The organism is Arthrobacter globiformis, assembly GCF_003261175.1.
Taxonomy (GTDB): Bacteria; Actinomycetota; Actinomycetes; order Actinomycetales; family Micrococcaceae; genus Arthrobacter; species Arthrobacter globiformis_A.
In genome coordinates, this window is sequence record NZ_QLNP01000074.1 from 151,477 (window position 1) to 174,711 (window position 23,235).

Here is a 23,235-nt window from a genome sequence, read left to right on the forward strand (position 1 = left end):
ACTGCGCACAAGGAGATGACAGTGATCCACCAGGATCCCCAAGGGCTCGTCCAGGCAGAGCCTGCCGGCACCCTGGACGACACACAGACAGTCCTCCGGCTGGAGGGCGTCGACAAGCGCTACCCCGGCGTCCATGCCCTTAAAAATGTCTCCCTCGACGTCCGTCGGGGCGAGGTCCACGCTCTGGTCGGTGAGAACGGCGCCGGCAAGTCCACCCTTGTCGGCGTCGCAGCCGGCGCTGTTCTGCCCGAACAGGGTTCTGTTCAGATCTGCGGGGCGAGCACCGACTCCCCGACACCACAGTGGAGCCGTGAACAGGGATTGGCCATCGTCTACCAGGAGCCTGCGCTCCTTCCCCATCTGACGGTGGCGGAGAACATGCGGCTGGGAATGCCCAAGGCACTCCGCCCCGCAGTGCGCGATCAGGACCGGTGGGCCGAAGGGATACTCGAGGGCTGGAAAAACGTCGCCTCGATTGATCCGCGGTCCCTCGTAGGTAGCCTCAAGCCGGACGCCCGCTTCGTGGTGGAGATCGCCCGGGCCATGGCGGAGGATCCCAAGGTCATCGTCCTGGACGAACCGACGGAGCATCTCCTTCCGGCCGCGGTCGAGGAACTCTTCCACCTCATTGACGCCGTCGTCCGGCGAGGCGGGGCCGTCGTCTACATCTCGCACAAGATTAACGAAGTCAAGAAGATCGCAAACACGATTTCTGTTCTTCGTGACGGAGCCCTGGAGGGGACCTTCCCCGCCGCCGACATGTCCGAACAGGACATCGTCGACCTCGTCGTCGGGCATCAGAAGTCCCGTGAAGCTGCACGAACCACTACCCTCGATCCAGCCGCGCCCGTGCAGCTGAAAATCAACGAGCTCAGCGGACACGGCTTCTCCCACCTCAACCTGGAGGTCCGGAAAGGCGAAATCGTAGGTTTCGCCGGCATCGAAGGCCAAGGCCAGCGCGATGCGCTGAGGGCCTTGGCGGGACTGTCACGGACCAAGGGGTCGGTCACCATCAACGGCGGCGACGTCAGGCTGGGAAGCACGACCACCGCCATGCGCGATGGGATTGTTTACCTGCCACATGACCGGCACAACGAAGGCATCTTCTCACGGCTCAGTCTTAGGGAAAACGCATCCATCGGCTCCATCGCACAGTTCGCCAAGGCAGGAGCGGTGAGCTCCCGGCAGGAACAGAAGACGGTGATCCAACAGTTTGCCGCCCTGCGCGTCAAGGCGCCCTCGGCTGAAGTGGATATCGATACGCTGTCAGGAGGAAACCAGCAGAAGGTCGTCCTCAGCCGTGTCCTTCTGGGCGGCTCTCCTGTCCTCTTGGCTGACGAGCCGACCCAGGGAGTCGACGTCGGAGCCCGTGGCGAGATCTATCAGATCCTCCGTACTGCAGCAGCGGGCGGGGCGTCCATCATTGTCCTTTCCTCCTCGGCCGCCGAGCTGGAAGAGCTGTGTGACCGTGTCATCGTCTTTTCCCGAGGCCAGGCCGCAAAGGAACTGACCGGTGAGGAGGTTTCTGAGCGTCGGATCACCGAGGCCGCACTCACTGCCAGCCAGCACCGTGCAGTCTCAACTGAGGCGTCTCGGCCGGAGAAGAAGTGGAAGCGACAGCTGGCAGAGAACGACCTGATGCCCGGTGGCGTGCTCCTGGTGGCCACCATCGTCCTCGGAATCGTGGCCTCCTCCCAAAGCAGCTTCTATCTCACGCCGCGCAACTTCGGCCTGGTCCTGCCGCTGGTTGCCATCCTCGCGTTCTTCGCGATTGCCCAACAGCTGGTCATGATGGTCGGGGCGATAGACCTGTCGGTCGGTCCTCTGGCCGGGTTCCTCGTGGTCCTAGGGTCCTTCGTATTGTCAGAATTCCGGTCACCTGTTGGCATCGCCATTGGCATCCTGATAGTCACGCTCGCGGCGGTCGCCGTCGGGGTCATCAACTGGTTCCTGACCACGATAGTGAAGATCACCCCCCTCATCGCCACTCTCGTCACCTTCACAGCCCTCCAAGGCTTCGCCTACCTGCTGCGGCCGCTTCCCGGCGGCCGCATGGATCCAAATTTCACGGACATGGTCACGTCCTCCTTCGGTTTCCTTCCCTGGATGCTGGCAGGAGCAATCGCTGTTGCGCTCGGACTTGAGGTCACCCTGCACAAGTCCCTCTTCGGTGTCCGGCTCCGCGCCGTCGGCTCGAACCCGGCGACGGCAAAAAAAGTCGGTGTGAAGTCCAACCTCGTGGTGCTGGCAGCATACGTCGGATGCTCAGTCCTGGTCGTTCCCGCCTCTCTGCTGCTCATGGCACAGGCCGGAACCGGTAATGCCAGCATCGGCGACAGCTATACCCTGGCGAGCATCGGAGCCGTCGTCCTGGGCGGTGCAAGCATTTTCGGTGGCCGCGGATCATTTCTCGGCGCCATCATGGGGGCAATCCTGGTGATCCAGGCCAACACCGTGGTGCAGTTCCTGGGCCTGCAAATGTACTGGCAGCAGTGGTTCATAGGCGGACTTACGCTCGCTGCCGCGGCCTTCTACTCAAAGACACGCTCCCTTTCGGAACGGATGTAGAACCATGACCATCACCATCAGCAACGACCCGGCCACATCACGCCGGACGTCCGGCGAAGCAGCACGCTCCGTCGCCGGGCAACTCACCCGCTCACCTATCCTCATTGCCACCGTCGGACTGTTCCTCCTCAGCTGGCTCATCGCCCCCGGAAGCGTCTCCAGAAGCTCCATAGACTCACTGCTGCCATTCGCAGCCATCCTCGCCATCACCGCCATCGGGCAGACACTGGTGGTGATGCTCAAAGGCATCGACCTCTCAGTTCCCGGCATGATGACGATGGGGGCACTGGTCAGTACACAGTTCGCAGCAAAGAACTCCGACAACGTCCCGCTCGCACTGGCCGTTGTCGCCCTCATCGCCGTCGCCGTCGGTCTGGTCAACGGCTTGGTCATAGCAGTGTTCTCTGTCACGCCGCTGGTCGCGACGCTGGCCATGAACGCCCTGCTGCTGGGAGCCGCCCTGGCCTACTCAGGGGGTACCCCCACCCGCGCGCCCCAGTCCGTATCCGACTTCGCTCTCGATAAGACCTTCGGAGTGTCAAACACCGTGTGGCTCTCAGTTCTCTTGGTCGTTGTGGTGGCACTTGCCACGAAACGCACTGTCTGGGGCAGGCGCCTTGTCGCGGTCGGTGCCAACGAATCGGCCGCCAAGATCGCCGGCGTGCGGGTAGTCAGCCTAAAAGTCAGTGGCTATGTTGCGGCTGCCCTCTGCTACAGCGGTGCCGGCGTCCTTCTTGCCGGTTACATCAGCACGCCGAACACCAACGTCGGAAACCAGTACCTCCTGCCGGCAATTGCCGCCGTGGTAGTCGGTGGAACAGCACTTAACGGTGGCCGGGGCAAGATCCTGGGCACAGCGATCGGGGCGCTCTTCCTCAGCCAGCTGACCCAGCTGGTTCTGTCGCTGGGCGCACCTTCGTCCACCCAGCTCCTCATTCAGGCGGCCGTCATCGCGGTGGCCGTGGGGCTTCAATCGGTCCAGGGAAAGTCCGTGTTGGGACGTCTGGCCCCGTCACGGCCGAAACGAAAACAGCCCGCCTAGCCAGCCTCCTTGGGGCCCACGTATCCGGCGGCCACCGGCCGCCATGCACCCCAGGTTACAAACGAAAGGAAACCCATGCCCGACAACAACGTCCGCCCGGTTAAGACCATGGCCCTTCTGGGCCGCAAACCCGGAATGTCCTTCGACCAGTTCTGCACCTACTGGCGGGATACCCACGCGCCCCTGGCCTCCAAGGTCCCCGGTGTAACACGGTACGTCCAGCGCCACATCGTTCCGGACGCCGGGAACGGTGAACCGGACAACGACTTTGGCATCGATGGCATCGCCATTCTCGAATACGAAAGCCAGGAAGCAATGGAACAGGGCTGGGCCACGGAAGCCGGGCAGGCCGCACTGGCCGATGTCCCTAACTTCCTGGGCAAGCACTCCGTGATCGTGCTGAACGACTATGTCGTCGTCGACAACGACTAAACCCCTTCCACTTTTGAACAGAAAGACCTGAGATCAATGGATATTGGTGGAGTTTATTTCTTCACGGACGAAGGCCCGGATCCGGTGAAGTTCGCACAGGAGATGGAAGCCTACGGCTTCGAGTCCCTGTACGTGCCTGAGCACACTCACTTTCCTACCTCGAGGAAGACCCCGTACCCTGCCGCATACGGGGGAGGGGAGCTTCCCAACTTCTACCTGCGCACGTACGACCAGGTGGTCACACTTTCCTACATCGCCGCCACCACCAAGCTGAACATCGGCACCGGTGCATGCCTGATCGCCCAGCATGACCCCATCTCCAAAGCCAAGCAGCTGGCGACCCTCGACTACCTGTCCGGAGGACGCCTTACCGTCGCCGTCGGCCTCGGCTGGAACGCCGATGAAGCCGAAGCACACGGGGTCATCTGGAAGCAGCGGTTCAGCATCGTCAAGGAAAAGGTCGCCGCCATGCGGGCCCTATGGACCGAGGACGAAGCCAGCTACGAAGGCAAACACATTCACCTCGCCCCGAGCTGGTCATGGCCCAAGCCGCAGCAGACAGGCGGCCCGGCCGTGTTCATCGGAGGCGCCGGCCCCACTACCTTCAAGCACGCCGCCGAATGGGCCGACGGCCTCTACATCGTCCCGCCGCCGGACGACCCGACGCTGGAAAAGACTCTCCCGAAGTTCTGGGAGATCGTGGAAGAATCCGGACGCGATCCGAAGACCATGCGGGTAGCGGTCGCGTCCGCACCACCAGATCCGAAGGTGCTGGAAAGATACGCCGAGCAGGGAATTGAAAGGGCTGTTCTCTGGATTGACCCCTCGGATCCCAGTCAGGCGTTCCAGAACCTGGAGACCGCCGCGAAGGCCATGCAGGAATTCCAGCAATAATGCTCTCTCGTTAGCACAGCAAGGCTAACCCTGATCCCGTCATTGACCGCTTGCGGATTCCACCTCCGCATGCGGCCAATGACGGGATCCCCTATACCGTCTCAACGAGCTCCAAGGATCATCATGCAACCCGACAACGACTCTCTGCCTTCGATTGGAATTCTCGGCGGAACAGGCGCCCTGGGCGGTGGCCTCGCCTATCGATGGGCCGCTGCAGGCCTCACAGTCACCATTGGCTCCCGTAATGAAGAACGTGCCGCAGAGGCAGCGGCGAGAATCAGCAGCGCCATTCCGACAGCACATTCCCTTACCGGAGCCGGCTTGGAAGAATGCGCGGCCAACGCAGATGTGGTGGTCGTGGCCGTGCCTTGGGACGCCCATCGGGAAACACTGGAACAAATCCGTGATGGCGTTCCGGGAAAGATCGTCATCGACGTCGTCAACCCCTTGGTCTTTGACAAGGGCGGGGCATATGCGCCGCCGGTCGAGGAAGGCAGCGCGGCGCAGCAGGCACAGGTTCTCCTTCCCGATTCACGTGTGGTCGCAGCTTTCCACCACGTCTCCTCGGTGTTGCTTTCCGACGTTACGGCAGAAACGGTTGACACTGATGTCATGGTTCTGGGCGACGATGCCGAAAGCACCAAGAAGGTGCAGGACTTGGTGCGCCTGATTCCCGGGATGCGCGGTATTTTCGCAGGCAAGCTGCGCACTGCACATGCCGTTGAAGGTCTGACGGCCAACCTGATCGCCGTCAACCGCAGGTATAAAACTCACGCCGGGATTGGCCTGACCAACGTCGAGGAGGTGGCCCATGCCCAGGCTTGAGGGCAAGGTCGCACTCATCAGCGGCGCCGCCCAGGGCATGGGTGCCAGCCACGCACGAGCCATCATCGAGCACGGTGGCAGTGTAGTGATTGGCGACGTGGATGACGAACGCGGCAAAGTTTTTGCTGATTCACTGGGCCTGCGCGCCCGGTTCGTGCACCTCGATGTCCGCAGCAGCGCCGACTGGGAGGAAGCGGTGGCGTTGGCCGTGCGGGAATTCGGGGGATTGAATGTCCTCGTTAACAACGCGGGTGTGCTGCGGCACAGCGGGGTCGAGCAATGCTCCGACGAGGAATGGGATCTCGTGCTGGGCATCAACCTCACAGGAGCGTTCAAGGGAATCCGCGCGGCTGCCCAGGAGCTGAAACGCTCTGCACCGTCGGCTGTCGTCAACATTTCCTCCACGGCGGGACTCAAAGGCTTTGCCGGGTTTACTGCCTACGGATCTTCCAAATGGGGCCTTCGCGGCCTGACAAAGAATGCAGCCATCGAGCTCGCACCTCATGGTGTGCGCGTGAACTCGATACACCCTGGGAACATCAAGACCCAGATGATCGACGGGCTCTACATGGACTTCAGCCATGTGCCTCAAGGCCGCGCCGGTGATGCTGAGGAAATCAGCAACCTCGTGGTTTTCCTTGCCAGCGAAGAGAGCTCATTCTCAACCGGCAGCGAGTTCGTGGCCGACGGGGGCGAAACAACAGGACTGCCGGCCATCGCGAAGGCCGAGTAACCACCCGCAGGAACCGCAGCCGGGCTCTCATCGTGAAGAGACCCGGCTGCGCGGGTTCAAGAAGCCGGTGTTGCGGAACAGTTGCCAGGAGACGGGCCGGCACAGGCGACGCCGACCACCGGTCTTGTCCCGAAGTAGGCTTCGGCCTCCTCAGGGAAGGCCCAAAAGCGTGTAATTTCACTGATACTCAGCAAACGAATGTCCGTGCGGTTAAACTTGGGGCATCGACGAAACGATAGGTGACGTAAATGGTTGCAACGGCAGAACGCAGTACTGCGCAGGCTATCCGCGAGGAAGCTGCAAAGCTTTTTTTTGAACGCGGATACGACGCGACGAGCCTGCGGCAGGTGGCGTCTGCTGTTGGGGTAATGGTGGGCAGTCTCTACAACCACATTGACAGTAAGGAACATCTCCTGCTGCAGATCATGGGCGGGATCATTGATGATCTGTTGGACACTGCCCGCAGTGCCGTCAAGATAGACGGGGACGCGGTCGACAGACTCCAGGCGGCGCTGGCTGCCCATCTGACCTTTCATGCCGAACGCGCCCAAGAAGTGTTTATCGGCAACACCGAGCTGCGTTCGCTTTCGAACGGTGCCCGTGATGTCGTTATCGAAAAGCGCCACGAATATGAACTGTTCCTACAGGAGCTGATCGAAGACGCGGGCCGAGCAGGACTCGCCGACGTCATCGACGCCAAAATCCACGTCTACAGTTTTGTCGCGCAGGCCACCCACATTGCCAGTTGGTTCAAACCAGGAGGTCGGATGAGCCTGGATGAGATCGTCGCCATCTACACCAAACTGGCCCTCCGCGAACTCAACGTCCCCGACGCCGACGCCAGGGTAGACGAGCGGCACTAACAGCAATTCAGCCATCCTCACGACGCCGCGGTTTCACCAGGGGACTAACGGGCCCCGCCTCCAAAGGCAGACGCTGCGCGCTGGCCGTCTTTGTACCCGTTGGAGTAGGCCTCGTCGCTGCCGAGTCTGAACATGTCCTTATCCGCTGGCCGGACCAGGCTGCGCGCTGCCCCGGCAGGCGAATCAAGGTCGTCAATGACCAGATGGGACAGACCGCGCACCAGCGCAACGGGGCACCCGTTGGATTTGCCCTTAACCAGGTCAGCGGCACCAGCGATCTCATCGGCAACGGCGGCCGCGGAGGCAAGAAGCAGGTTCCCGTGCGGGTCGCGGGTTCCCCGGTAGTCTTCAAGCACGCGCACTCCCGCCGCACCGATGGCCGCGTCTGTTTGCCCTTCGCGCCACGGTCTGCCGAGAGTATCGCTGAGGATCACCGCGATCGCCACCCCAAACTGCATGCGCAGATCAGCGCACAGCTTCCTGGCAGACGCGTCGGGGTCGGTCGGAAGGAGCAGGACCGTGCCTTCGGGCGTGTTGCTATTGTCGACTCCCGCTGCGGCCAGAACCAGTCCCTGCCGGTTTTCCACGATGCGCGTCAGACCCCCGGGGTACGGTCTGCTGGCCACAAGCCGGACTGTCTCGGCGGTGATGGCAGCCTCACGGTCAGCGGCCGCGACCTGCCGGCCTTCGGCTTTGGAGACGATTTTGCTCGTAACGACGAGTATGTCCCCGTTCTGGATGCCCTCAGGAGACTTGCTGATCGCTGCGCCGATAATCTCGGCAAGGTTGTCGTCAGAGGTGACCTCTGGGATTCCCGCAAGGGTGGTAATTAAAAGGCCGGACATGACTTCCTTTGCACGCTGGGATTTGCTAACAGACGGATTTGGCGGTGCTCGCCTCCCAAGGGCACCGGACGAGCTGGGAAAAGGCCGGAGGCAAGCAGCGCGGCACGGGTGTGGGCGCCGACGCCCCGCTCTATGGCACTGGCAAGGTCCTCAAGAGTGTCTACGTCAGCACGCAGGGTCGAGCTGCGGGGTATGGGCAGCAGACGGTGGCCGGCGTGCTGGTGTCCGGCACGGGAATGAGGGCCAAAGCAGGGATTCACCGGGGCTCCTGGCAGCGCCGATATCATCGTGCTCCCCGTCCCGTCCAGATCCGGAACGATGCCGAGTGAATGATGTTTCGCGCCTTCGAGTGCGTATTCCAGATCTCTCACCTCAAGGCACGGAAGGTCTGCTGTTATCGCGGCTACGGGAGTCACCCCCAGCGATCGTGCGAAGGCGAAGCCCGCCTTAACCGCACCATTGAGCCCCTGCCCGGGATCCGGGAGCATCTGGATCTTCCCTGCATCCATGACGGTGGCGGGGTCGGAAGAAACGACAATGATGTGTGCAACATTGGCCGCTGCCGCTGCTGCCGTAACGGTGTCCCGGAGAAATCCGAGCGCGATTTCACGTCGAAGGCCGGGACCCAGTCGATCCGTCCCTAAATTGCCCTGAAGGCGGCTCTTGCCGTTCGGTCCGCCCTTGAACGGCACCACAAGAGTCCACTTGGCGTCCCTGCTCGCCCAAATTGGGAGGCCTCCTCCAGCGGGCGCGACCCCGGAGCCGCTGCTGATCATGAAGTGGTTCCTTTCGAGATGTGTGCTCGCTACTTCAGGGACAGGGGGAGCAGGCGAAGGTCTTTGCCTGTAGCGGCGAATCCGGTGTCTGCGTTTTGTCGGGCGACAGCTAGGCGCTCCGCTGTCGGCGTTCCGTAAGTCGTAGTGCGCTGCAAGGGAATCCGCCCGATGGAGCTGATCATGCGCTCAAGTTCCGAGACTGTCTTCTCGGAACCGTTGTCGGCTCCGGCCATGCGGCTGATGGTCTCTTCCATGAGTGTTCCGCCCAGGTCATTGGCTCCTCCCTGAAGCATGAGTTGCGTACCCTCGGTACCGAGTTTTACCCACGACGTCTGTATGTGATCGATCCGGCCGTGGAGCATGAGGCGGGCCACGGCGTGGATGGCACGGTTTTCCTGCATGGTAGGTCCAGGGCGGGCGATGCCTGCAAGATAGACCGGGGCGTTCGTGTGGATGAACGGAAGCAGAACGAATTCGGTGAATCCGCCGGTTTCGTCCTGAATCCTGGACAGAGTGCGCAGGTGTCCCACCCAGTGCGAAGGGTTGTCGACATGGCCGTACATCATCGTTGAACTGCTGGGGATGCCGAGCCGGTGAGCTGTACTGACGATGTCGATCCATGTTGCCGCCGGCAGCTTTCCTTTGGTCAGCAGCCATCGGACTTCATCGTCAAGTATTTCTGCGGCAGTGCCTGGAATGCTATCGAGCCCTGCATTGCGCGCTTCGGTCAGGAACTCCTCGAAGGACATCCCGAGGCGTGTCGCCCCGTTGACGATTTCCATCGGGCTGAAGGCGTGCAGGTGCATACCGGGCTGGCGCTTCTTCACCTCCCGTGCAAGATCAAAATATGCGCTGCCGGGCAAATCGGGATGAATACCGCCCTGCATGCAGATTTCAGTCGCGCCGACGGCCCAGGCTTCATCAACCCGGTCCCCGACCTGCTTCATCGACAGTGTGTAAGCGTCGGCGTCGGTCCGTCGCTGCGCGAAGGCGCAGAAACGGCAGCCTGTGTAACAGACGTTGGTGAAATTTATATTCCGGTTCACCACATAGCGCACCTCATCGCCAACCGTGTGTGCTCTCACATCATCGGCCAGCGCAGCCAGGGCCTCCAGCTCCGGACCCTCTGAGGAGAGCAGCCGGAGGTAATCGGCGTCTGAGAGCCCTGCCGGGTTGTTCTCCGCCCGGCTGAGAACTTTGCGGATGTCACTGGCCTCGTGGCCGCCGGGGGAGTGGCGTGGGCTATGGTCGCGGGCGGCGTCTTCACGGAGCGTGGCCCAGTCGCCGTAGACGCCGTCAAAATCACTCCGGCGGTCACTCGTCCGGCCGATAGTGTCTATCTCGATGTGGAGGTTGACCCGGCCGTGCCCGCCGCTTGCCCATTCCACGTCCGGGTCCTGCCATGGCAGGCCGGCAGGATTTCGTCCTTCTACGGCGAGGCCGTCAGCGCCCGCCAGTGCACGGACGTGCGGCAGGATGCGCGGATCAAGCCAGGGCTCCTCTTCCTTTATATAGCGGGGGTGGGCGGTCAAGCGTTCGCGGAGTGTGAAGCCGTTGGCTGCTGTTAAGCGGGCAAGGTCTTCCAGATGTGGCCATGGGCGCTCCGGGTTGACGTGGTCCGGAGTCAGAGGGCTGACTCCGCCCCAGTCATCGATCCCTGCGCCGATCAGGAGGGCCAACTCGTCCGCGTCGGTGAGGTTTGGTGGTGCCTGGAGTCGGACCTTCGGTCCCAAGACCACGCGGGTGACTGCTATGGCTGCCACGTATTCTTCCGTTCCGAGGTCCGGTGCAGCCATCATGGCTGTTGCATCCTTGGCACGGAAGTTCTGAACAATGACTTCCTGGATGTTGCCGTACCGACGATGCGCGGCCCGGAGGGCGAAGATGGCATCAACACGCTCGGCGTAGTTTTCCCCGATGCCCAACAGGACCCCGGTGGTGAATGGAACGCTGGAACGTCCGGCATCTTCAAGGACCCTGAGTCGCAGCGCAGGGTCCTTATCCGGCGAACCGTAATGGGGCCCGCCCTTTTCGGACCACAGCCGGGTGGCGGTTGTCTCCAGCATCATTCCCATAGAAGGGGCGACCGGTTTGAGCCGCTGGATCTCCTCCCAGGTCATGACTCCGGGGTTCAGATGGGGCAGGAGGCCTGTTTCTTCCAGGACCCTGACCGCCATCGCGCGGACATAGTCCAGCGTTGAGTCATAGCCATGAGAGTCAAGCCATTCCCGGGCGGCAGGCCAACGGTCTTCGGGCCGGTCTCCCAGCGTGAAGAGCGCCTCCTTGCAGTCCAATTCCGCTCCCTTGCGTGCGACGTCCAGAATCTCATCCGGTGACATGAAGATGCCCTTCCCGGCCTTTGCCAGTTTGCCGGGAGTGCTGACAAAGGTGCAGTAATGGCACCGGTCACGACACAGGTGCGTGACTGGGATGAAAACCTTCCGGGAGTAGGTGATGATGCCGGACTGGCCGGCCTGCTCCAGACCGGCATCGCGGACCCTGGAAGCCGCGGTCATCAGGCGCGTGAGATTTTCCCCTCGGGCATGCAGGAGCGTTTGGGCCTCGTCGGGGTTTAGAGTCACCCCGTCCTCTGCGCGGCGCAGGGCCCTTCGTATTGCGCTTTCGGAAGGGACGAACGTATCCATCGCGGTCATGATCAAACTCCAGGGTAGGGGCGGAGGGTTGCTGCGCCCGACAGGGCGTGGGTGGATTGCAGGGGCTAGGGGGTGGCCATCGAGGTGGCCATGTCCAATGCGGCTGAAGCCATGGCGGCAGTGGCCTGCGTATCTGTCATCCACAGTGGGGCCGTCGCCCCCCGGATGCCGAGTTCCTTCAGACTGGGAAGGTATTCGGCATCAGTAACATCCATGAGCCATCCGTCCAGAACGCCGCCGCGAGTTCTGGCGCCATAGAAACCAGCCACTCCGAGAGCAGTGGCATCCACGCCGACGGTCTGGAGGCACTGCTCGGCCATCCCGCGCACGGCCGATCCGCCGATGATGGGGGACAGGCCGACAATCCGGGCGTCCGTGCTGTCGAGGGCATCACGGACGCCGGGAACTGCCATGATCGTTCCCACCGACACCACCGGGTTTGACGGACACATGATGATGGCGTCCGCGGATCCTATGGCTTCGATGACCTCCGGTGTGGCCGAGGCCTGCTCCAGGCCAACCTGGATGAATTCGCTAACCGGGATACCGGCGCGGTAGCGCACCCACCATTCTTCAAAATGGATCAGCTCACCGGCCATATGCTCGGAGGTGCCCTGAGCAAGGCGGACGTGCGTTTCGACGGGTTGATCGCTCATGGGAAGGAGGCGAACCCCAGGACGCCAGCGCTGGCACAGCGCTTCAGTGACCCGAGTCAGCGTTGCGCCTTCACGCAACATGTCCGTGCGGACGATGTGCGTCCCCAGATCGAGATCGCCGAGGGTAAACCAGTCCCAGCCACGGCCGTAGGCACTGATTTCAGCAGCCGCACGACGGCTTTCGCCACTGCGTCCCCAGCCCTGGTCCTCGTCCACTCCGTCACCCAATGTGTACATGACAGTGTCCAAATCCGGACAAATACGCAGGCCGTTCAGCCACATATCATCTCCGGTGTTGGCAACTACGGTGACTTCAGGGGCCTTAGAACCGGCATCAGCGAAAGCGTCGGTCAGATGTGCACGGAGGCCGCGGACGAAACGGGCGCCACCCACGCCGCCGGCCAGAACCGTGATTCTCTCCATCGTGATGCACCGATCCTTCTACCAAGACACAGAACACAGTAACTATGAGAGCGAACGCTTGTTCGCTCTCATATATGTTACCTGCGTCTCATTAGCTGTCAACGTGCTCGCTCGGCAAGTGATGCGGCCTGTCCACGGGCCCCGCCCCCTCTCATGGAGCCTTGGCGACGGCATATCCTTTGTTACCCACTCTTTATGCCCAATTTCAGACGCCATACGAGGCTTTAAGGGATCATTTGGGCGCCAGCTGCTCGAATCCCGCATCCAGTAACAAGGGCAAGCTGCTTTACAGAATCTCGGCCTACAAGCCCTGCAGGCAGGGTCGATACATTCCAGCGAGCGGGGCGCTTCTTCGCGGCCGGTTTCGGTGAATCGCCCGCCGGAGCTGACGCCTTGGGCTGGCGGGCCTTCATCGTGGTCATGCTGAGCATCTTTACGGCAAGGGGCACTGTGGGAACCAAAAAAGCTGACCGGCTTGTGCCGGTCAGCTTTTTTAACAACCGCTTAGAGCGGCTGGATGTTCTCCGCCTGCGGACCCTTAGGGCCCTGGGTGACGTCGAACTGAACCTTCTGGTTCTCGTCGAGGGAGCGGTAACCGCTGGATGCGATTGCCGAAAAGTGTGCGAACACGTCAGCGCTTCCGTCGTCGGGGGCGATGAAACCGAAGCCCTTTTCGGCGTTGAACCACTTGACTGTACCCGTTGCCATGCTTGTTTCCTTCACGGGTCGCGGACCGGATCCGCTTTTCAGATTGCCGTCCCCGCCACTCACACCCTGAGCCTATGTGGCAGCAGCGGCGGCAGGCAAGAGATTGGTCAAAGGCTGGACGCCCCCCGGAGGACGGCCACACCAATGCGGGGAGTCTTCGGATGGCGGAACTAGAAACCCGCCGAAGTTGAAAGGCCCGTTACCAAACAGGCCGAATGCCGAGCGGGCCCCAGTTGACCGCACAGCCCGTCCTGGACACGGTGTCCGTTCTCAATGTATATGCCAGTGGCGACTTGGGAACTGACAGGTTGGATGAGAGGAATCTGGTGAATTCTTTCTCACTTAAGTTGACAGTTCCGTAAGTCAGCGCAGTCCATGCGGCGTCGCGGTCAGGTACTTCGTCAGCCACAGCAAGACTAAACGCCAACTGACAACTTGACTGAGAAACGTCCAAAATCCGTCGACTGATACCTTGGATGCGAAAGCTGACACCTAAAATGGGAACGGACACACGGCTACCGTTAAGGCCGCTCCCCCGGCCATTTTGAAACGCCGATAATAAAGATTCTGTAAAGCTCCGGGGTCATCCGGAGCAGCGAAACGAGCGTGAATCTAGGCAGCCGTCGACGGAAGGTGAACAGGCGCGACGATGGGCAAAAGCTGCCAGCGCGAGCCTTCTGAGAGACGTTTCTAACGGAGATGCCATGGAAGCGGGAACTGTTGACCGCGAACGCTCTAAACCGCGGCAGTGGATCCCGCCTGGCGTAGCGGGTAGTCCTCGAATACCGAACTAAGCGCGGAAACAAAGGCTAGGTCTGCAGGTGAAGCGGGTGCCGGCAGCTAGGATTCGTTCAATGCAGCATCAGTGGACGGGCGGACAACTCAAGCGATTAAGCAAATGTCTCCGCGACGGGCTGGAACCCCGTGGCGACGTCCCGGATTATGGCGAGGTGATGGTCTTTTACAACGACGTGGCCGTCCATGTCGAGCAACAAATCGACGAGATTGACTGGCCGGAGCTTCTCGGCGGCGTACGGCCGAAAGTTACATCCCGGGCCAAGTCCATTGACACTCTTCGGGAAAAGCTGCAGAGGGAACCCACCACGCCACTGCCCAGCGTGCAGGACGTCGCCGGTGTCAGGTTTGAGGCCGATATGACGCTGGCTGAGCAAGACAAGGTTGTTCAACAGCTCGTGGGGGCGTTTGGCGCCGGCTGCACAGTTCGCGATCTTCGCAAGGAACCGCACAGTGGCTATCGAGCTGTGCACATCTGGCTCAGACTTCCTGTCCGGGCGGAGCTCCAGGTTCGTACTCAGCTCCAAGGCGCTTGGGCGAACATGTATGAGTCGGCTGCCGACGTTTTCGGCCGCGAGATTCGGTACGGCCACATGCCCGAGGACGACGCGTCAGCCAATCTCGTCGAGCAGATGCACGCCCTTTCTCTGGACCGCATCGTCACCTTGGAGAAGTCACGCAATGAGGTCCAACAACTTGAGATTTCCCATGGCCGGTCTTCTCAATTTCTCCAAACTCTCATGCCAGGGCCGAAGGGAGAACGGATCGCGGACGAAGTGGCGCAGCTGCGAGGAACGCTGCACAGAGTGCGCGAGCTGCTTCGAAAGCAGGAGGAAGCGACCACAGAGGAGATGGTCGTTCTTAAGCGTCGCTTTGATACCATGCGAGAAGAACGAAAGGGGTGACCATGCCGGGCTTTGTTATCGAATACAACAGGATTACGGGCGACCACTTGGTCACCGAGTACTCCGGTGCTGACGGACATCGAGCAGCGCTGCTGCGTCGGCTCGAGCTGGAAAAGATCCGCCCAAGCGCCGAATGGGAGATAGTTTCGCTGAACAGTGACTCCCTGGACACTGTCAGAAAGACGCACTCCAGGTACTTCACAGGCCACGCCGTTCACAAAATGAGTGCGTAGCTTCCGTCGTTCAAAGATCTGTGAACGGCCTAGGGTCAACGCCACCATGATGGCCGTTTTTCTGGCAACATCCAACGTGGGGCATAACAGAGCCTGCTGTTTGGCACCCGCAGAGACTGCAAATAGATGCACGGTTCGCTTATCTAATGACACCCCTGACCGAACGCCGATAAGCGACAAGCTGAGGGCCGGACAGATAGGCGCCATTTCGTTCGTCCATTCAGCTGTGCTGAGGCGCCACGCCTGGATTGTGTCCGTAGTTGGAAGCAGTTGGCACATTGGCTACGAACGTCAGGCCAAGGTGGCGTCCACCTCGTCCTTTAGCTTAGTGCGTACGGCGCGCAGATCTTTGGCCCAATGCGTTCTTCTCTTCGCGGGAGTCTTGGCCCACTGCTGCGTGGTTCCTATGAGTGTGCCAAGAGCTCGACGCAGCAGGGCCCACACTTCATGCGATCTCTCGGCGTGACCATCCGAGTGTAGTCGTCCGGCTCGCACGGCCAAGACCCCAAGGTCTAGGGGCCACAGGCTTAGTTCTTCCGCGAGGGGAAAGTCATCAATGTCCATAGTGATGCGATTGCTAGCCGCGTCGGCTTGAATTACCAGCCGCTGAATCGATTCTTTCCCGTCCGCATACCTGCGTGGCATCTCGGAAAGTGCAGCTTGAAAGTCGGCAAGGGCACCCAAAACGCGAGCTTGCGCGGCAAGCTTCTTCTGGTGACCATTCGTGAGTCTGACCACCATCAGCGCGACCAGACCACCAACGAAGGCGGCCACGACAGCCCCGATCGCCCCACTCCAAAACCCGAGCCAAGTACCGCAAGAAACCGAGGCGAAATTGCCGCACACGAACCAATCCATCTCCGGATCATATAGGCGGCCCGCAGACTCCCAGGGACGGGAAACCGATGTCCGGCATTATGCCCGACCCAGCGCGCAAACCTCAGCCTGGCACAGGTGAATAATTGCCTTGCCCGACACAAGGGAGAAATGGACTAGTTTCGATGCTCTTAGGCGGTGGTAAACAGCATTGATGCGCCTACGCATGCCGTCCCGAACAAGACAAGTGCGGCGAAGCCATTGACCGCCTTTCCGCATGCGGTGAACTTGCGTTCCGCCAGGAGTGATAGGTCGAGGACTTGTTGCCACGCGTCCGCGCGGACATCATTGTGGCTCGTATGCTCGAGTAGTTGTTCCGGTGTTGCCCGGACGAGGGAAGGCCAGGCAAAACGATTTAGTCGGGCGTAGAAGACCTTGTTTTGTGGTCCAATTGCTCGCACTAGCCAAAACAGTGTCCATCCAACTGCCAACACGGTTCCGACAGCGAGCCCGCTGACGACTGCTGCCGAGACATGACTCTTGCCCATTGCGTCAAGGATCGTTCGCGAGTTATTGATCAACATTGTCAGGACGACGCCCAAGCCAGCTGTCAGGATCGTGGCCTTTGTGTCTGCAAAGCGAACCCAGTTTGCCAGTTGGTCCATAGCCTGGAACCCGCCGTCAGCTGGTTTGCCATCTGCGGGCTTGCCAGCAAACGTGGGGTCCGGTGCCGCCGGCTCGGGTTCGGAGTTTGGGTTACGTTTAGACCGCAATGCCCTGTGATCCTTCCACGGGCCAACGGCGAGTCATGCGCCATTCGGTGTAGGCAGCGAGCCAGTGAGCAGCCCAGGACGCGGCGGTAGCAACGGTGTGTTCCCGTGGATTCCAGTCCTCAGCTGCTGCCACGCAAAGGGTGCCGTTCAAGTACAGGTGAGGCGACGGGATCCAGCGCCGACCTGCGTTCACGCCAAGTTTCGGCCCCAGAACCGTAATCCTAGGCAGTCCCTCATCACGGCGGGGGTAGATGGCCACGAGGAACTTGCCGCGCCCGGTGTCGATGGTGCCTCCCCAAGATGGCGCTTCGTCATCTGTTGCAGCGAGATAGACCCAACCCGGGAAAGATTTATCCATGGCGGCGCGGTGGCGGTTGAATCGGGGAGCGTCATTCCACCATGGCGAGGTTTCGGTGCCTTTGTCGGCCGGTGGGTTCTCTCCTCCGTGAAAGGTGTGGTTGGCTACAGGCGTCACCGTGCCGTGGGCAGGGTGCGAGGAGTTTGCGGGCGTCGTGGTGACGTTATCGAAGACGATTTGCCCGTCGATGGTGACCCACCTCGGGACGTTAACCCCGTGGTGTCGGAGCAGTGCAGCGATTGTCATGATGAACTCCTCGTCAGTTCAATTGATCGTGATGCTGGCTGTGGACTTGCCGTTGACCTGCTGGACGGTGCCCGGAATGTATTTAAGGGCTCTACGCCAGTGGTACTGGTAGAAGTTGTAGGTCTTGACTACTCCGGCTCGCTGGTAGGACTTCGGCGATTTTTCATGCCGGCTGTACGTCGTGGAATCGGGGACTTGTTGGGCGATACCCTGGCCGATCACGATCTCCCAAGATTTTGCCTGCTTTTCGCATTTGGCTGCGAAGTTGGCGGCGAACCCCAGGGGGTTGACCTCGCTGTGCTCGTGGTTCCCGCTACGAACAAAGGTTATGCGTCCGTAGTCCAGGCCGGCCCGGGCTTGGACTGGCTCGATGTTCTTGCGCTGCAACCGTGGATTTACTTCATTTTGTACGGCGTCCAGGGCAAAGGCGCAGGCGCTCAATGCCATGACGCTGTCGATTTGAGCATTGCCCGGACCGAAGCCGGCAAACAGTCCGTCGCCGCGGAGTCCAAGAGGGAAGCCGCCGAACGCGGTTACTGTTTGTATGAACCCTGTGAGGAGGGCGTGGGCTAGGTCGGCAACTTCTGTCTCGTCGTCCCAGAAGCTGCGGCCGGTGAAGTCGGTCAGATCGATGAACACCACCACCATGGGTGAAGTTAGGCGCTCCCCGACACGCAGCGTCTCGAACGCTGGATGACCGAGTGCTTTGGTCTCCAGAGCCGCGGAAGCACGGAGAGACTCTTTCATGACGCCGTTAGTTGCACGACGAATCGAGAAATCACCCATGACGGCGTCGCCGAACATGCCGGGCGTGTACTCAGTCATCATGTGGTCTCCGAACTAGAGGGACGAGGCAAGGTGAATAAAACATAGCGTTGGCCACCGACATTCTTTCTGGCACCTACGGGATTGTGGCTTCTTGAACTCTAGAAGCGGGGGAGTGAGAGCAGATTATTGTTCCATTCGCCATCCGCGTAAGTCCGAAGGTATGGAACTCGGCCGTTGGGCTTGATGACACCGACTTCCGCTCTTCCGTTTGGTGAGCTTACGTAGGCGCGTACACCCTGAACGTCGATAAATTCGACTATCGAGGCCTTTGTGTTCGATCCCGTCTCCGAGCTTTCTTCCTCAATCCAGCGAAAATTGGTGATGTTTTCGTGGTTGATGGAGCCAGAAAGACGAACATGTGTAATCCGTACAGCCAACGCTTCTCCTGTCGATTTCCGGTCCAGCCTTGCACTCCCTACTGTTGCAAATGTTTCTCAATTGCATATCAATATTGGATCAAGACACGCTCAAGTCGGCGAGCAAAGCAGGAGCCCCCGGCGATGCGACGGAGTAGACCCGAAGTCTTCGTTCTGGCCTTCAAGCACCCAGGCCGGGAAACACGTATTCAATGAAAGTCCCCATCTACGGCAGATAGCGCAGGACCTGGCGGGTGCAGCGTAGGAACTGCACGGCCGGACAGCTGGTTCGAGCCGGCACCCGGCCACTCCGGCATCCAGCGAGGACGCACGGCCAATGCTGAGAATGCCGGCTCGTCCAATTTTATGTGCCCGCTGCTCTTCAGCTGTGCCCGCGGTGAGCGCGAACGAGTAAACCTCCGGAGGAGGAGATACTGGAAGCTTCAACTAGCTAGGTTGACGTAACGGCGGCTATCGGCCTCTAGGGATCGACGGAGCTCGTTTCATCGTGGGCCCGGCGGGGGGAGTGGAGGAGTTGTAAGCAGAAGGCGTCGCCAAGCTATCGCTCGTATTCTTCGTCGGTCCAGCCGCGGTTCGAGACCAGGAGTTGCCACACGCTGGGGTGGTTAAGCGTCCAGAGAATGTCAGTTGCCTGCGGCCTCCGACACTCACGAAATACTCCTGCAGCCCTGGAGCGGATCGCGTATTGAGCAACCGTGTCCTACTTAGGGATCACTAGTTCCTGTCGCCGTCCTTCAAGAAGCGCCTTTAGCGCAAGGGACATACCTACCCCTTTTGCGTGACGCACAATCTGCTGCGGCTCCCTGTTTCCCCAACATTTGAAACTAGACCCATGTTTTCCCTTTTCATATGGAGGAAAACTTCGGTCAAGCATCAGTATGTCGTCCTCGGTCATGGCAGAGGCTGTTAGGTCATTTTCGACTCTTGTTCCCGATGAAAAAACCTTCGCTTCCTCCCACCGCCAAACTTTGAGGAGACAACCGTCTTTTTGAAGCACCCAGTATTTTTGCTCATAGTACTCGGTGTAAATACCCCGTTCCTTTGACTCGATATTGTGCCAGGTCTGGTGCAACACCCAGTGAGGGCCAACCACTTCTTCGCTAGTCACCACCGCTCTTTGCACATCTACGGTTTTAGACCTCAAGCCTAGGAAGCCGCTTCTGATTGTCTCCGTAGACATGACGGCTTTCTCAACTTGGCGTGTGAGGCTGCCTGCGGGGGGAACACTAGTTTCGGCCGCAACTCTCTTGGCGTACGCAATTAACTTTCGCGTTTCAAGAGTCGTGGACGTATATGAAGTTACTCTTCCTTCTGATCCTCTAGACGCTGCAGACACTCTCTCTCCGTCTCGGTTCGGCGATAACGGCGCGGCAACTCGTGATGACGTGGCGCATACTTAGGCATACGCTACTTCTTACCGCTTGTCCCTGATTCGTTGTCTCCTCGGTACTCGCCAATCGACGGCTCCAGCCTGCTTTGGCTTTTTCCTGTGCGAGCCTTCCGCCGCGGCGAAAATTTCTCGCCCATAGCTGCTCTCTGAAGCCAGCCAGTGCGGAATAACCAGGCATAACGTCGTCAACAATTCATGCCCGGATGAATGAGAAGCCTCTGCGGATTTCCACCGGTGTCCCAAACAGTCCGTTCCAGTCATGGTAGGGGTAGCGTCAGCAGCGAGCTCCGAACCTAGTTTCTTACGTTCGATGCCGTGGCCCCCTCCGACCGTCGGAGGAATCGGCCCTTGATTTATCTGACCTTTGAAGTCGCTTATCATGGGCCCAGTTCCTTTACGGGCGGTCGCCCCGACGCAGGGCTATGACATCAATGTCGTAGTAGCGCAGTACCTGCTGCGCTACAGCGCCTGCCGCCGAGCGGGCCATAGGCATCACGTTGCTAGATGTTGCGGTGCTTTTCTATGTCCCGCAGTGCGATGCATTGTAGGTCACGATGAAATAGCCTCTAAACGCCTCAGCGCACTTGCGACTTTTTCGAACGGCTCGTTGTCAGTACCAACTAGGCGCTCGGCAGTTGCTTCTTTGACCGTCAACTTGTCCCAGTATGGCCTTTCCGATGTTTCCCCCCATGATCGGTCTACTTCCCAAAGATAACCGTCGGTGCCCAGCACCAACGTGCCACCGATGTAATGGAAGTCTTTCCAATCGTTCCCCAATGCATCGCTATACTTTTGGCCGCTAGCGTGATCGGAGCGACGACCAGGCACGAGCTCCCATCCGTTAATTTCACCGAAGGTCTGGATGCGGGTAGACGCCGTAGTGGCAAGGGCGGCTACGCGCTTCGCTTCAGATCGAAGCTCAGTGAGATTCACATTCGTCCTTTACTGGAGACTCAGATTTCCGGCACCTCTTGGAACTTCCCCGCCGTCGTCCGCATCAGAAGCTTTACTGAAGCCCACGCGAGTGGGCTTCAGCAAAGCCGGACGATCAATATCGAGGGCCGTCACTTACACAGCCAACACCCCAGACGGAAGAACCTAATCTATAAATTTAGACTTACTTCTTTTTTGCCGCATCTTGGGCCTTTTGACCCTCATTTTTGATTCGAGCTTCTTCTTGGCTGCGGTTTGGAGTGTTGTTCTGCTTTTCGGCTTGGCGAACAATAGCGCTTGCAGCGGTGTTGGCTAGGTTCGGAGGGAGATCAATCGGCATATTCGGACTCCTTGTTCGAGTAAAGCAGGTAGGGGCAATCCTACGTCCTCACCACAGCTTGTACTAGACCTTGAATACCAGCCCTAGTACTGGTATCGAAGGCGTTGGAGTATCTCTTTGTACTTACTGAAGGGCTCTCCCTCTGATCCCACAAGGTAACTTTTCGGCATTGGCCTAATTCCATGACTGAGACGCGTGTCGCGCTCATGCTCATCGACGCCGGAGAAGGAATACTCCCAAAACCTGCAATCGGAATCGATGACATACGCGGTCCTGCCCCAGGCCTCCTGCCACCACCCCCTTCCTGGATTTCCGCGGATCTCGATGTCTCGCTCAATCCCATCGAACTGCCAACCAAGGATGGTTTGTCCATCGCTGCTTGTGAACGTGGCTTTCGGCACGGATTTTGAGATCAACGTCGCAACAGTGTCTTGAGCCGTTGTCATAAAGTCTTGCTCGTAGTCCATATCGGCCTGCCTAGTCTCTTTCCCTTGGGTTTCTTGCATGGGCTGCCTTGTTTATACACCAACCGCCGCGGGAACCCGTGCTGCTGATGGGGGTATTCGGACGACCGATCTGCCCACTCTTGTTAACGAACTCCTGAAGCTATCGAAGGTTCCTTGCCTTGGATTGCCCGGAGTGCGGTTGGACGGAATTTGGACCTGAATATTACGAAAGGAGAGCTCGGTGGGGGCACACAGGCGCGCAGTCGAGCTGTCTTTCGAGGGGCACTGAGCCAAGAGAGAACGGCGAAGGCGGTGAGTCCCTTCCAATATAGAGGCATTGATATAGGCTTTGAAGATGGCAGCGAAGAGTGCATTTCTAGTTCGCATTGGTCTTGCATAGGCCCAGGCACGGGAGTCAGTTCTTATGGTGAATTACGAAAGCGATTTCTGGGATGCTGTTAGAAACAGCATCGACGTCTTGAAGGCCAAAGGAGTTCCTACAACGCTTTTTACATCATCAAGTGGGCACGCGCTGCAAGGTTGGCTGGTTGAAAGATGGCATGAAAATACAGATGGTGTAGGCCCCGGAGGCACGCCTCTCGAACGTTGGCACAGTGAAGTGGTTCTCAGCGAGGACGGAAAGTTTTATCTCTACAGCGTCGAGTGGACTTACGGTGAAGGCGAAACGCGTTCGTTGCAGCCTCATTCGGGACTGGTTGGATGGGAAGGAAAGCCATTCTCCAAGCTTAAAGAGCAGATTGAACGGCTGCCGTACCTTTAAGACCTCACTCCGTGCCCTATGCGATGTGTCTTCACTCCGCGACCCACTGATAAACAATTTGTGCCGTATTCACCGTGTAACCTTGGTCGGTCGTGATGCTGACAAGTTTCGTCAGGAGGAAACTTGCTTGCACATTCGCATCCCGCACGCCCATAGGCCCACTCGCACCGTAAAACGCATTACTGACAGAAAACTCTTCCCCTGTTGAAACTTTGAAACGAATTACAGCCATTCTTGTTCACTCCTAATGCTCGTCGATGACGATGACACTATCCAGACAGACACCCCAAAGCAACCGGTTAATGTTTGACGTCAATGAGGGTTGAACAAGTAGCTCACTGGACTGTTCTGATGCGCCCTTCCTTCACTGCATTACAAGGAACTCTCAAGATTGGCTCAAGGGGTATGTTGTTCCACTGATTTTGGGTCCCCGTTGGGGACCAGCCTCAAGGGGATCCTCAGGTTTTCCGGCATCTTGGCGGAGTTCCGGTCAACCACTATTCGACTGGAGCTCCGCCAATTGCAGGCCCGTGCAGGGGTGAGGCCGCGCTCGAACAAGGGGTGGATTGCTGCGGTAACGCGGCCCGTAGGGTCA

General features: G+C 59.5%; 25 protein-coding genes. 10 read left to right on the plus strand and 15 right to left on the minus strand.

The window, feature by feature from the left end:
* Window positions 1-15 precede the first annotated feature (15 nt).
* From DBZ45_RS11020 to DBZ45_RS11050, 7 genes are all read left to right on the plus strand, one after another.
* The gene (locus DBZ45_RS11020; protein WP_111903940.1) at window positions 16-2,568 is read left to right on the plus strand and encodes an ATP-binding cassette domain-containing protein; all 2,553 of its coding nucleotides are present in this window, start codon (window positions 16-18) and stop codon (window positions 2,566-2,568) included.
* 4 nt (window positions 2,569-2,572) lie between these two features.
* Entirely contained in the window at window positions 2,573-3,610 is a 1,038-nt protein-coding gene (locus DBZ45_RS11025) for an ABC transporter permease (protein ID WP_223257022.1), read from the plus strand.
* 75 nt (window positions 3,611-3,685) lie between these two features.
* On the plus strand, window positions 3,686-4,042 hold the full coding sequence (locus DBZ45_RS11030; protein WP_111903941.1) for an EthD family reductase: 357 nt from the start codon (window positions 3,686-3,688) through the stop codon (window positions 4,040-4,042).
* Between the two features lie 36 nt (window positions 4,043-4,078).
* Window positions 4,079-4,936, plus strand: a complete 858-nt coding sequence (locus tag DBZ45_RS11035) for an LLM class F420-dependent oxidoreductase (protein ID WP_111903942.1) — start codon at window positions 4,079-4,081, stop codon at window positions 4,934-4,936.
* Between the two features lie 123 nt (window positions 4,937-5,059).
* The gene (gene npdG, locus DBZ45_RS11040) at window positions 5,060-5,761 is read left to right on the plus strand and encodes an NADPH-dependent F420 reductase (RefSeq protein ID WP_111903943.1); all 702 of its coding nucleotides are present in this window, start codon (window positions 5,060-5,062) and stop codon (window positions 5,759-5,761) included.
* Entirely contained in the window at window positions 5,748-6,494 is a 747-nt protein-coding gene (locus tag DBZ45_RS11045) for an SDR family oxidoreductase (protein ID WP_111903944.1), read from the plus strand. Before npdG ends, DBZ45_RS11045 begins: the two co-directional genes overlap by 14 nt.
* Window positions 6,495-6,742: 248 nt before the next feature.
* Entirely contained in the window at window positions 6,743-7,357 is a 615-nt protein-coding gene (locus tag DBZ45_RS11050) for a TetR/AcrR family transcriptional regulator (RefSeq protein WP_111903945.1), read from the plus strand.
* A gap of 44 nt (window positions 7,358-7,401) precedes the next feature.
* On the opposite strand, the gene DBZ45_RS11055 is transcribed toward DBZ45_RS11050, so the two are convergent.
* The 5 genes from DBZ45_RS11055 to cspE all read right to left on the minus strand — a co-directional run bounded on the left by DBZ45_RS11055 (window position 7,402) and on the right by cspE (window position 13,419).
* Window positions 7,402-8,202 carry a coenzyme F420-0:L-glutamate ligase gene (locus tag DBZ45_RS11055; protein ID WP_111903946.1) on the minus strand — a complete coding sequence of 267 codons (801 nt, stop codon included), beginning with the start codon at window positions 8,200-8,202 and terminating at the stop codon, window positions 7,402-7,404.
* Window positions 8,187-8,978 (minus strand): 2-phospho-L-lactate guanylyltransferase, encoded by a 792-nt coding sequence (cofC, locus tag DBZ45_RS23655; RefSeq protein WP_111903947.1) that lies wholly within the window; start codon window positions 8,976-8,978, stop codon window positions 8,187-8,189. The genes DBZ45_RS11055 and cofC overlap by 16 nt, the downstream gene beginning before the upstream one ends.
* Before the next feature lie 29 nt (window positions 8,979-9,007).
* On the minus strand, window positions 9,008-11,632 hold the full coding sequence (locus DBZ45_RS11065; RefSeq protein ID WP_111903948.1) for a bifunctional FO biosynthesis protein CofGH: 2,625 nt from the start codon (window positions 11,630-11,632) through the stop codon (window positions 9,008-9,010).
* 65 nt (window positions 11,633-11,697) lie between these two features.
* The gene (cofD, locus tag DBZ45_RS11070) at window positions 11,698-12,711 is read right to left on the minus strand and encodes a 2-phospho-L-lactate transferase (protein WP_111903949.1); all 1,014 of its coding nucleotides are present in this window, start codon (window positions 12,709-12,711) and stop codon (window positions 11,698-11,700) included.
* Window positions 12,712-13,215: 504 nt separating this feature from the next.
* Complete coding sequence (gene cspE, locus DBZ45_RS11075; protein WP_104046164.1) at window positions 13,216-13,419, minus strand: transcription antiterminator/RNA stability regulator CspE; 204 nt, start codon at window positions 13,417-13,419, stop codon at window positions 13,216-13,218.
* An 854-nt stretch (window positions 13,420-14,273) separates the two neighbouring features.
* Here cspE and DBZ45_RS11080 point away from each other — a divergent pair.
* The gene (locus tag DBZ45_RS11080; RefSeq protein ID WP_111903950.1) at window positions 14,274-15,119 is read left to right on the plus strand and encodes a hypothetical protein; all 846 of its coding nucleotides are present in this window, start codon (window positions 14,274-14,276) and stop codon (window positions 15,117-15,119) included.
* 2 nt (window positions 15,120-15,121) lie between these two features.
* Entirely contained in the window at window positions 15,122-15,352 is a 231-nt protein-coding gene (locus DBZ45_RS11085; protein ID WP_111903951.1) for a hypothetical protein, read from the plus strand.
* Between the two features lie 291 nt (window positions 15,353-15,643).
* Here DBZ45_RS11085 and DBZ45_RS11090 read toward each other — a convergent pair whose 3' ends face one another.
* The 9 genes from DBZ45_RS11090 to DBZ45_RS11115 form a co-directional block, all read right to left on the minus strand.
* Window positions 15,644-16,210 carry a hypothetical protein gene (locus tag DBZ45_RS11090; protein ID WP_146617499.1) on the minus strand — a complete coding sequence of 189 codons (567 nt, stop codon included), beginning with the start codon at window positions 16,208-16,210 and terminating at the stop codon, window positions 15,644-15,646.
* A 149-nt stretch (window positions 16,211-16,359) separates the two neighbouring features.
* Entirely contained in the window at window positions 16,360-16,833 is a 474-nt protein-coding gene (locus DBZ45_RS11095; RefSeq protein ID WP_190243091.1) for a hypothetical protein, read from the minus strand.
* Between the two features lie 97 nt (window positions 16,834-16,930).
* Entirely contained in the window at window positions 16,931-17,545 is a 615-nt protein-coding gene (locus DBZ45_RS11100; protein WP_111903953.1) for a hypothetical protein, read from the minus strand.
* Between the two features lie 18 nt (window positions 17,546-17,563).
* Complete coding sequence (locus DBZ45_RS11105; protein ID WP_223257023.1) at window positions 17,564-18,373, minus strand: adenylate/guanylate cyclase domain-containing protein; 810 nt, start codon at window positions 18,371-18,373, stop codon at window positions 17,564-17,566.
* 98 nt (window positions 18,374-18,471) lie between these two features.
* The gene (locus DBZ45_RS11110; protein ID WP_111903954.1) at window positions 18,472-18,750 is read right to left on the minus strand and encodes a DUF3892 domain-containing protein; all 279 of its coding nucleotides are present in this window, start codon (window positions 18,748-18,750) and stop codon (window positions 18,472-18,474) included.
* A 700-nt stretch (window positions 18,751-19,450) separates the two neighbouring features.
* Window positions 19,451-19,930 carry a hypothetical protein gene (locus tag DBZ45_RS22680; protein ID WP_146617500.1) on the minus strand — a complete coding sequence of 160 codons (480 nt, stop codon included), beginning with the start codon at window positions 19,928-19,930 and terminating at the stop codon, window positions 19,451-19,453.
* Between the two features lie 759 nt (window positions 19,931-20,689).
* Window positions 20,690-21,073, minus strand: coding sequence for a hypothetical protein (locus DBZ45_RS22685; RefSeq protein WP_146617501.1), 384 nt, complete (start codon window positions 21,071-21,073; stop codon window positions 20,690-20,692).
* Window positions 21,074-21,257: 184 nt separating this feature from the next.
* Entirely contained in the window at window positions 21,258-21,413 is a 156-nt protein-coding gene (locus DBZ45_RS22960) for a hypothetical protein (protein ID WP_190243092.1), read from the minus strand.
* Between the two features lie 83 nt (window positions 21,414-21,496).
* Window positions 21,497-21,919 (minus strand): hypothetical protein, encoded by a 423-nt coding sequence (locus tag DBZ45_RS11115; protein WP_111903955.1) that lies wholly within the window; start codon window positions 21,917-21,919, stop codon window positions 21,497-21,499.
* A gap of 364 nt (window positions 21,920-22,283) precedes the next feature.
* On the opposite strand from DBZ45_RS11115, the gene DBZ45_RS22690 reads away from it, so the two are divergent.
* On the plus strand, window positions 22,284-22,640 hold the full coding sequence (locus tag DBZ45_RS22690; RefSeq protein WP_146617502.1) for a hypothetical protein: 357 nt from the start codon (window positions 22,284-22,286) through the stop codon (window positions 22,638-22,640).
* A gap of 31 nt (window positions 22,641-22,671) precedes the next feature.
* Here DBZ45_RS22690 and DBZ45_RS22695 read toward each other — a convergent pair whose 3' ends face one another.
* Window positions 22,672-22,872, minus strand: coding sequence for a hypothetical protein (locus DBZ45_RS22695; RefSeq protein ID WP_146617503.1), 201 nt, complete (start codon window positions 22,870-22,872; stop codon window positions 22,672-22,674).
* Window positions 22,873-23,235: the final 363 nt, after the last annotated feature.

Coding starts and splice junctions, on each gene's coding strand:
- DBZ45_RS11085 (WP_111903951.1), top strand. CDS start 15,122: ATGCCGGGCTTTGTTATCGAATACAACAGGATTACGGGCGACCACTTG.
- DBZ45_RS11045 (WP_111903944.1), top strand. CDS start 5,748: ATGCCCAGGCTTGAGGGCAAGGTCGCACTCATCAGCGGCGCCGCCCAG.
- DBZ45_RS11020 (WP_111903940.1), top strand. CDS start 16: ATGACAGTGATCCACCAGGATCCCCAAGGGCTCGTCCAGGCAGAGCCT.
- DBZ45_RS11090 (WP_146617499.1), bottom strand. CDS start 16,210: ATGGATTGGTTCGTGTGCGGCAATTTCGCCTCGGTTTCTTGCGGTACT.
- DBZ45_RS11065 (WP_111903948.1), bottom strand. CDS start 11,632: ATGACCGCGATGGATACGTTCGTCCCTTCCGAAAGCGCAATACGAAGG.
- DBZ45_RS11030 (WP_111903941.1), top strand. CDS start 3,686: ATGCCCGACAACAACGTCCGCCCGGTTAAGACCATGGCCCTTCTGGGC.
- cspE (WP_104046164.1), bottom strand. CDS start 13,419: ATGGCAACGGGTACAGTCAAGTGGTTCAACGCCGAAAAGGGCTTCGGT.
- DBZ45_RS11050 (WP_111903945.1), top strand. CDS start 6,743: ATGGTTGCAACGGCAGAACGCAGTACTGCGCAGGCTATCCGCGAGGAA.
- DBZ45_RS11035 (WP_111903942.1), top strand. CDS start 4,079: ATGGATATTGGTGGAGTTTATTTCTTCACGGACGAAGGCCCGGATCCG.
- DBZ45_RS11100 (WP_111903953.1), bottom strand. CDS start 17,545: ATGACAATCGCTGCACTGCTCCGACACCACGGGGTTAACGTCCCGAGG.
- DBZ45_RS22680 (WP_146617500.1), bottom strand. CDS start 19,930: ATGTCTACGGAGACAATCAGAAGCGGCTTCCTAGGCTTGAGGTCTAAA.
- DBZ45_RS22690 (WP_146617502.1), top strand. CDS start 22,284: ATGGTGAATTACGAAAGCGATTTCTGGGATGCTGTTAGAAACAGCATC.
- DBZ45_RS11115 (WP_111903955.1), bottom strand. CDS start 21,919: ATGCAAGAAACCCAAGGGAAAGAGACTAGGCAGGCCGATATGGACTAC.
- cofC (WP_111903947.1), bottom strand. CDS start 8,978: ATGATCAGCAGCGGCTCCGGGGTCGCGCCCGCTGGAGGAGGCCTCCCA.
- DBZ45_RS22695 (WP_146617503.1), bottom strand. CDS start 22,872: ATGGCTGTAATTCGTTTCAAAGTTTCAACAGGGGAAGAGTTTTCTGTC.
- DBZ45_RS11105 (WP_223257023.1), bottom strand. CDS start 18,373: ATGATGACTGAGTACACGCCCGGCATGTTCGGCGACGCCGTCATGGGT.
- DBZ45_RS11055 (WP_111903946.1), bottom strand. CDS start 8,202: ATGTCCGGCCTTTTAATTACCACCCTTGCGGGAATCCCAGAGGTCACC.
- DBZ45_RS22960 (WP_190243092.1), bottom strand. CDS start 21,413: ATGCCGATTGATCTCCCTCCGAACCTAGCCAACACCGCTGCAAGCGCT.
- DBZ45_RS11095 (WP_190243091.1), bottom strand. CDS start 16,833: ATGGACCAACTGGCAAACTGGGTTCGCTTTGCAGACACAAAGGCCACG.
- npdG (WP_111903943.1), top strand. CDS start 5,060: ATGCAACCCGACAACGACTCTCTGCCTTCGATTGGAATTCTCGGCGGA.
- cofD (WP_111903949.1), bottom strand. CDS start 12,711: ATGGAGAGAATCACGGTTCTGGCCGGCGGCGTGGGTGGCGCCCGTTTC.
- DBZ45_RS11080 (WP_111903950.1), top strand. CDS start 14,274: ATGCAGCATCAGTGGACGGGCGGACAACTCAAGCGATTAAGCAAATGT.
- DBZ45_RS11025 (WP_223257022.1), top strand. CDS start 2,573: ATGACCATCACCATCAGCAACGACCCGGCCACATCACGCCGGACGTCC.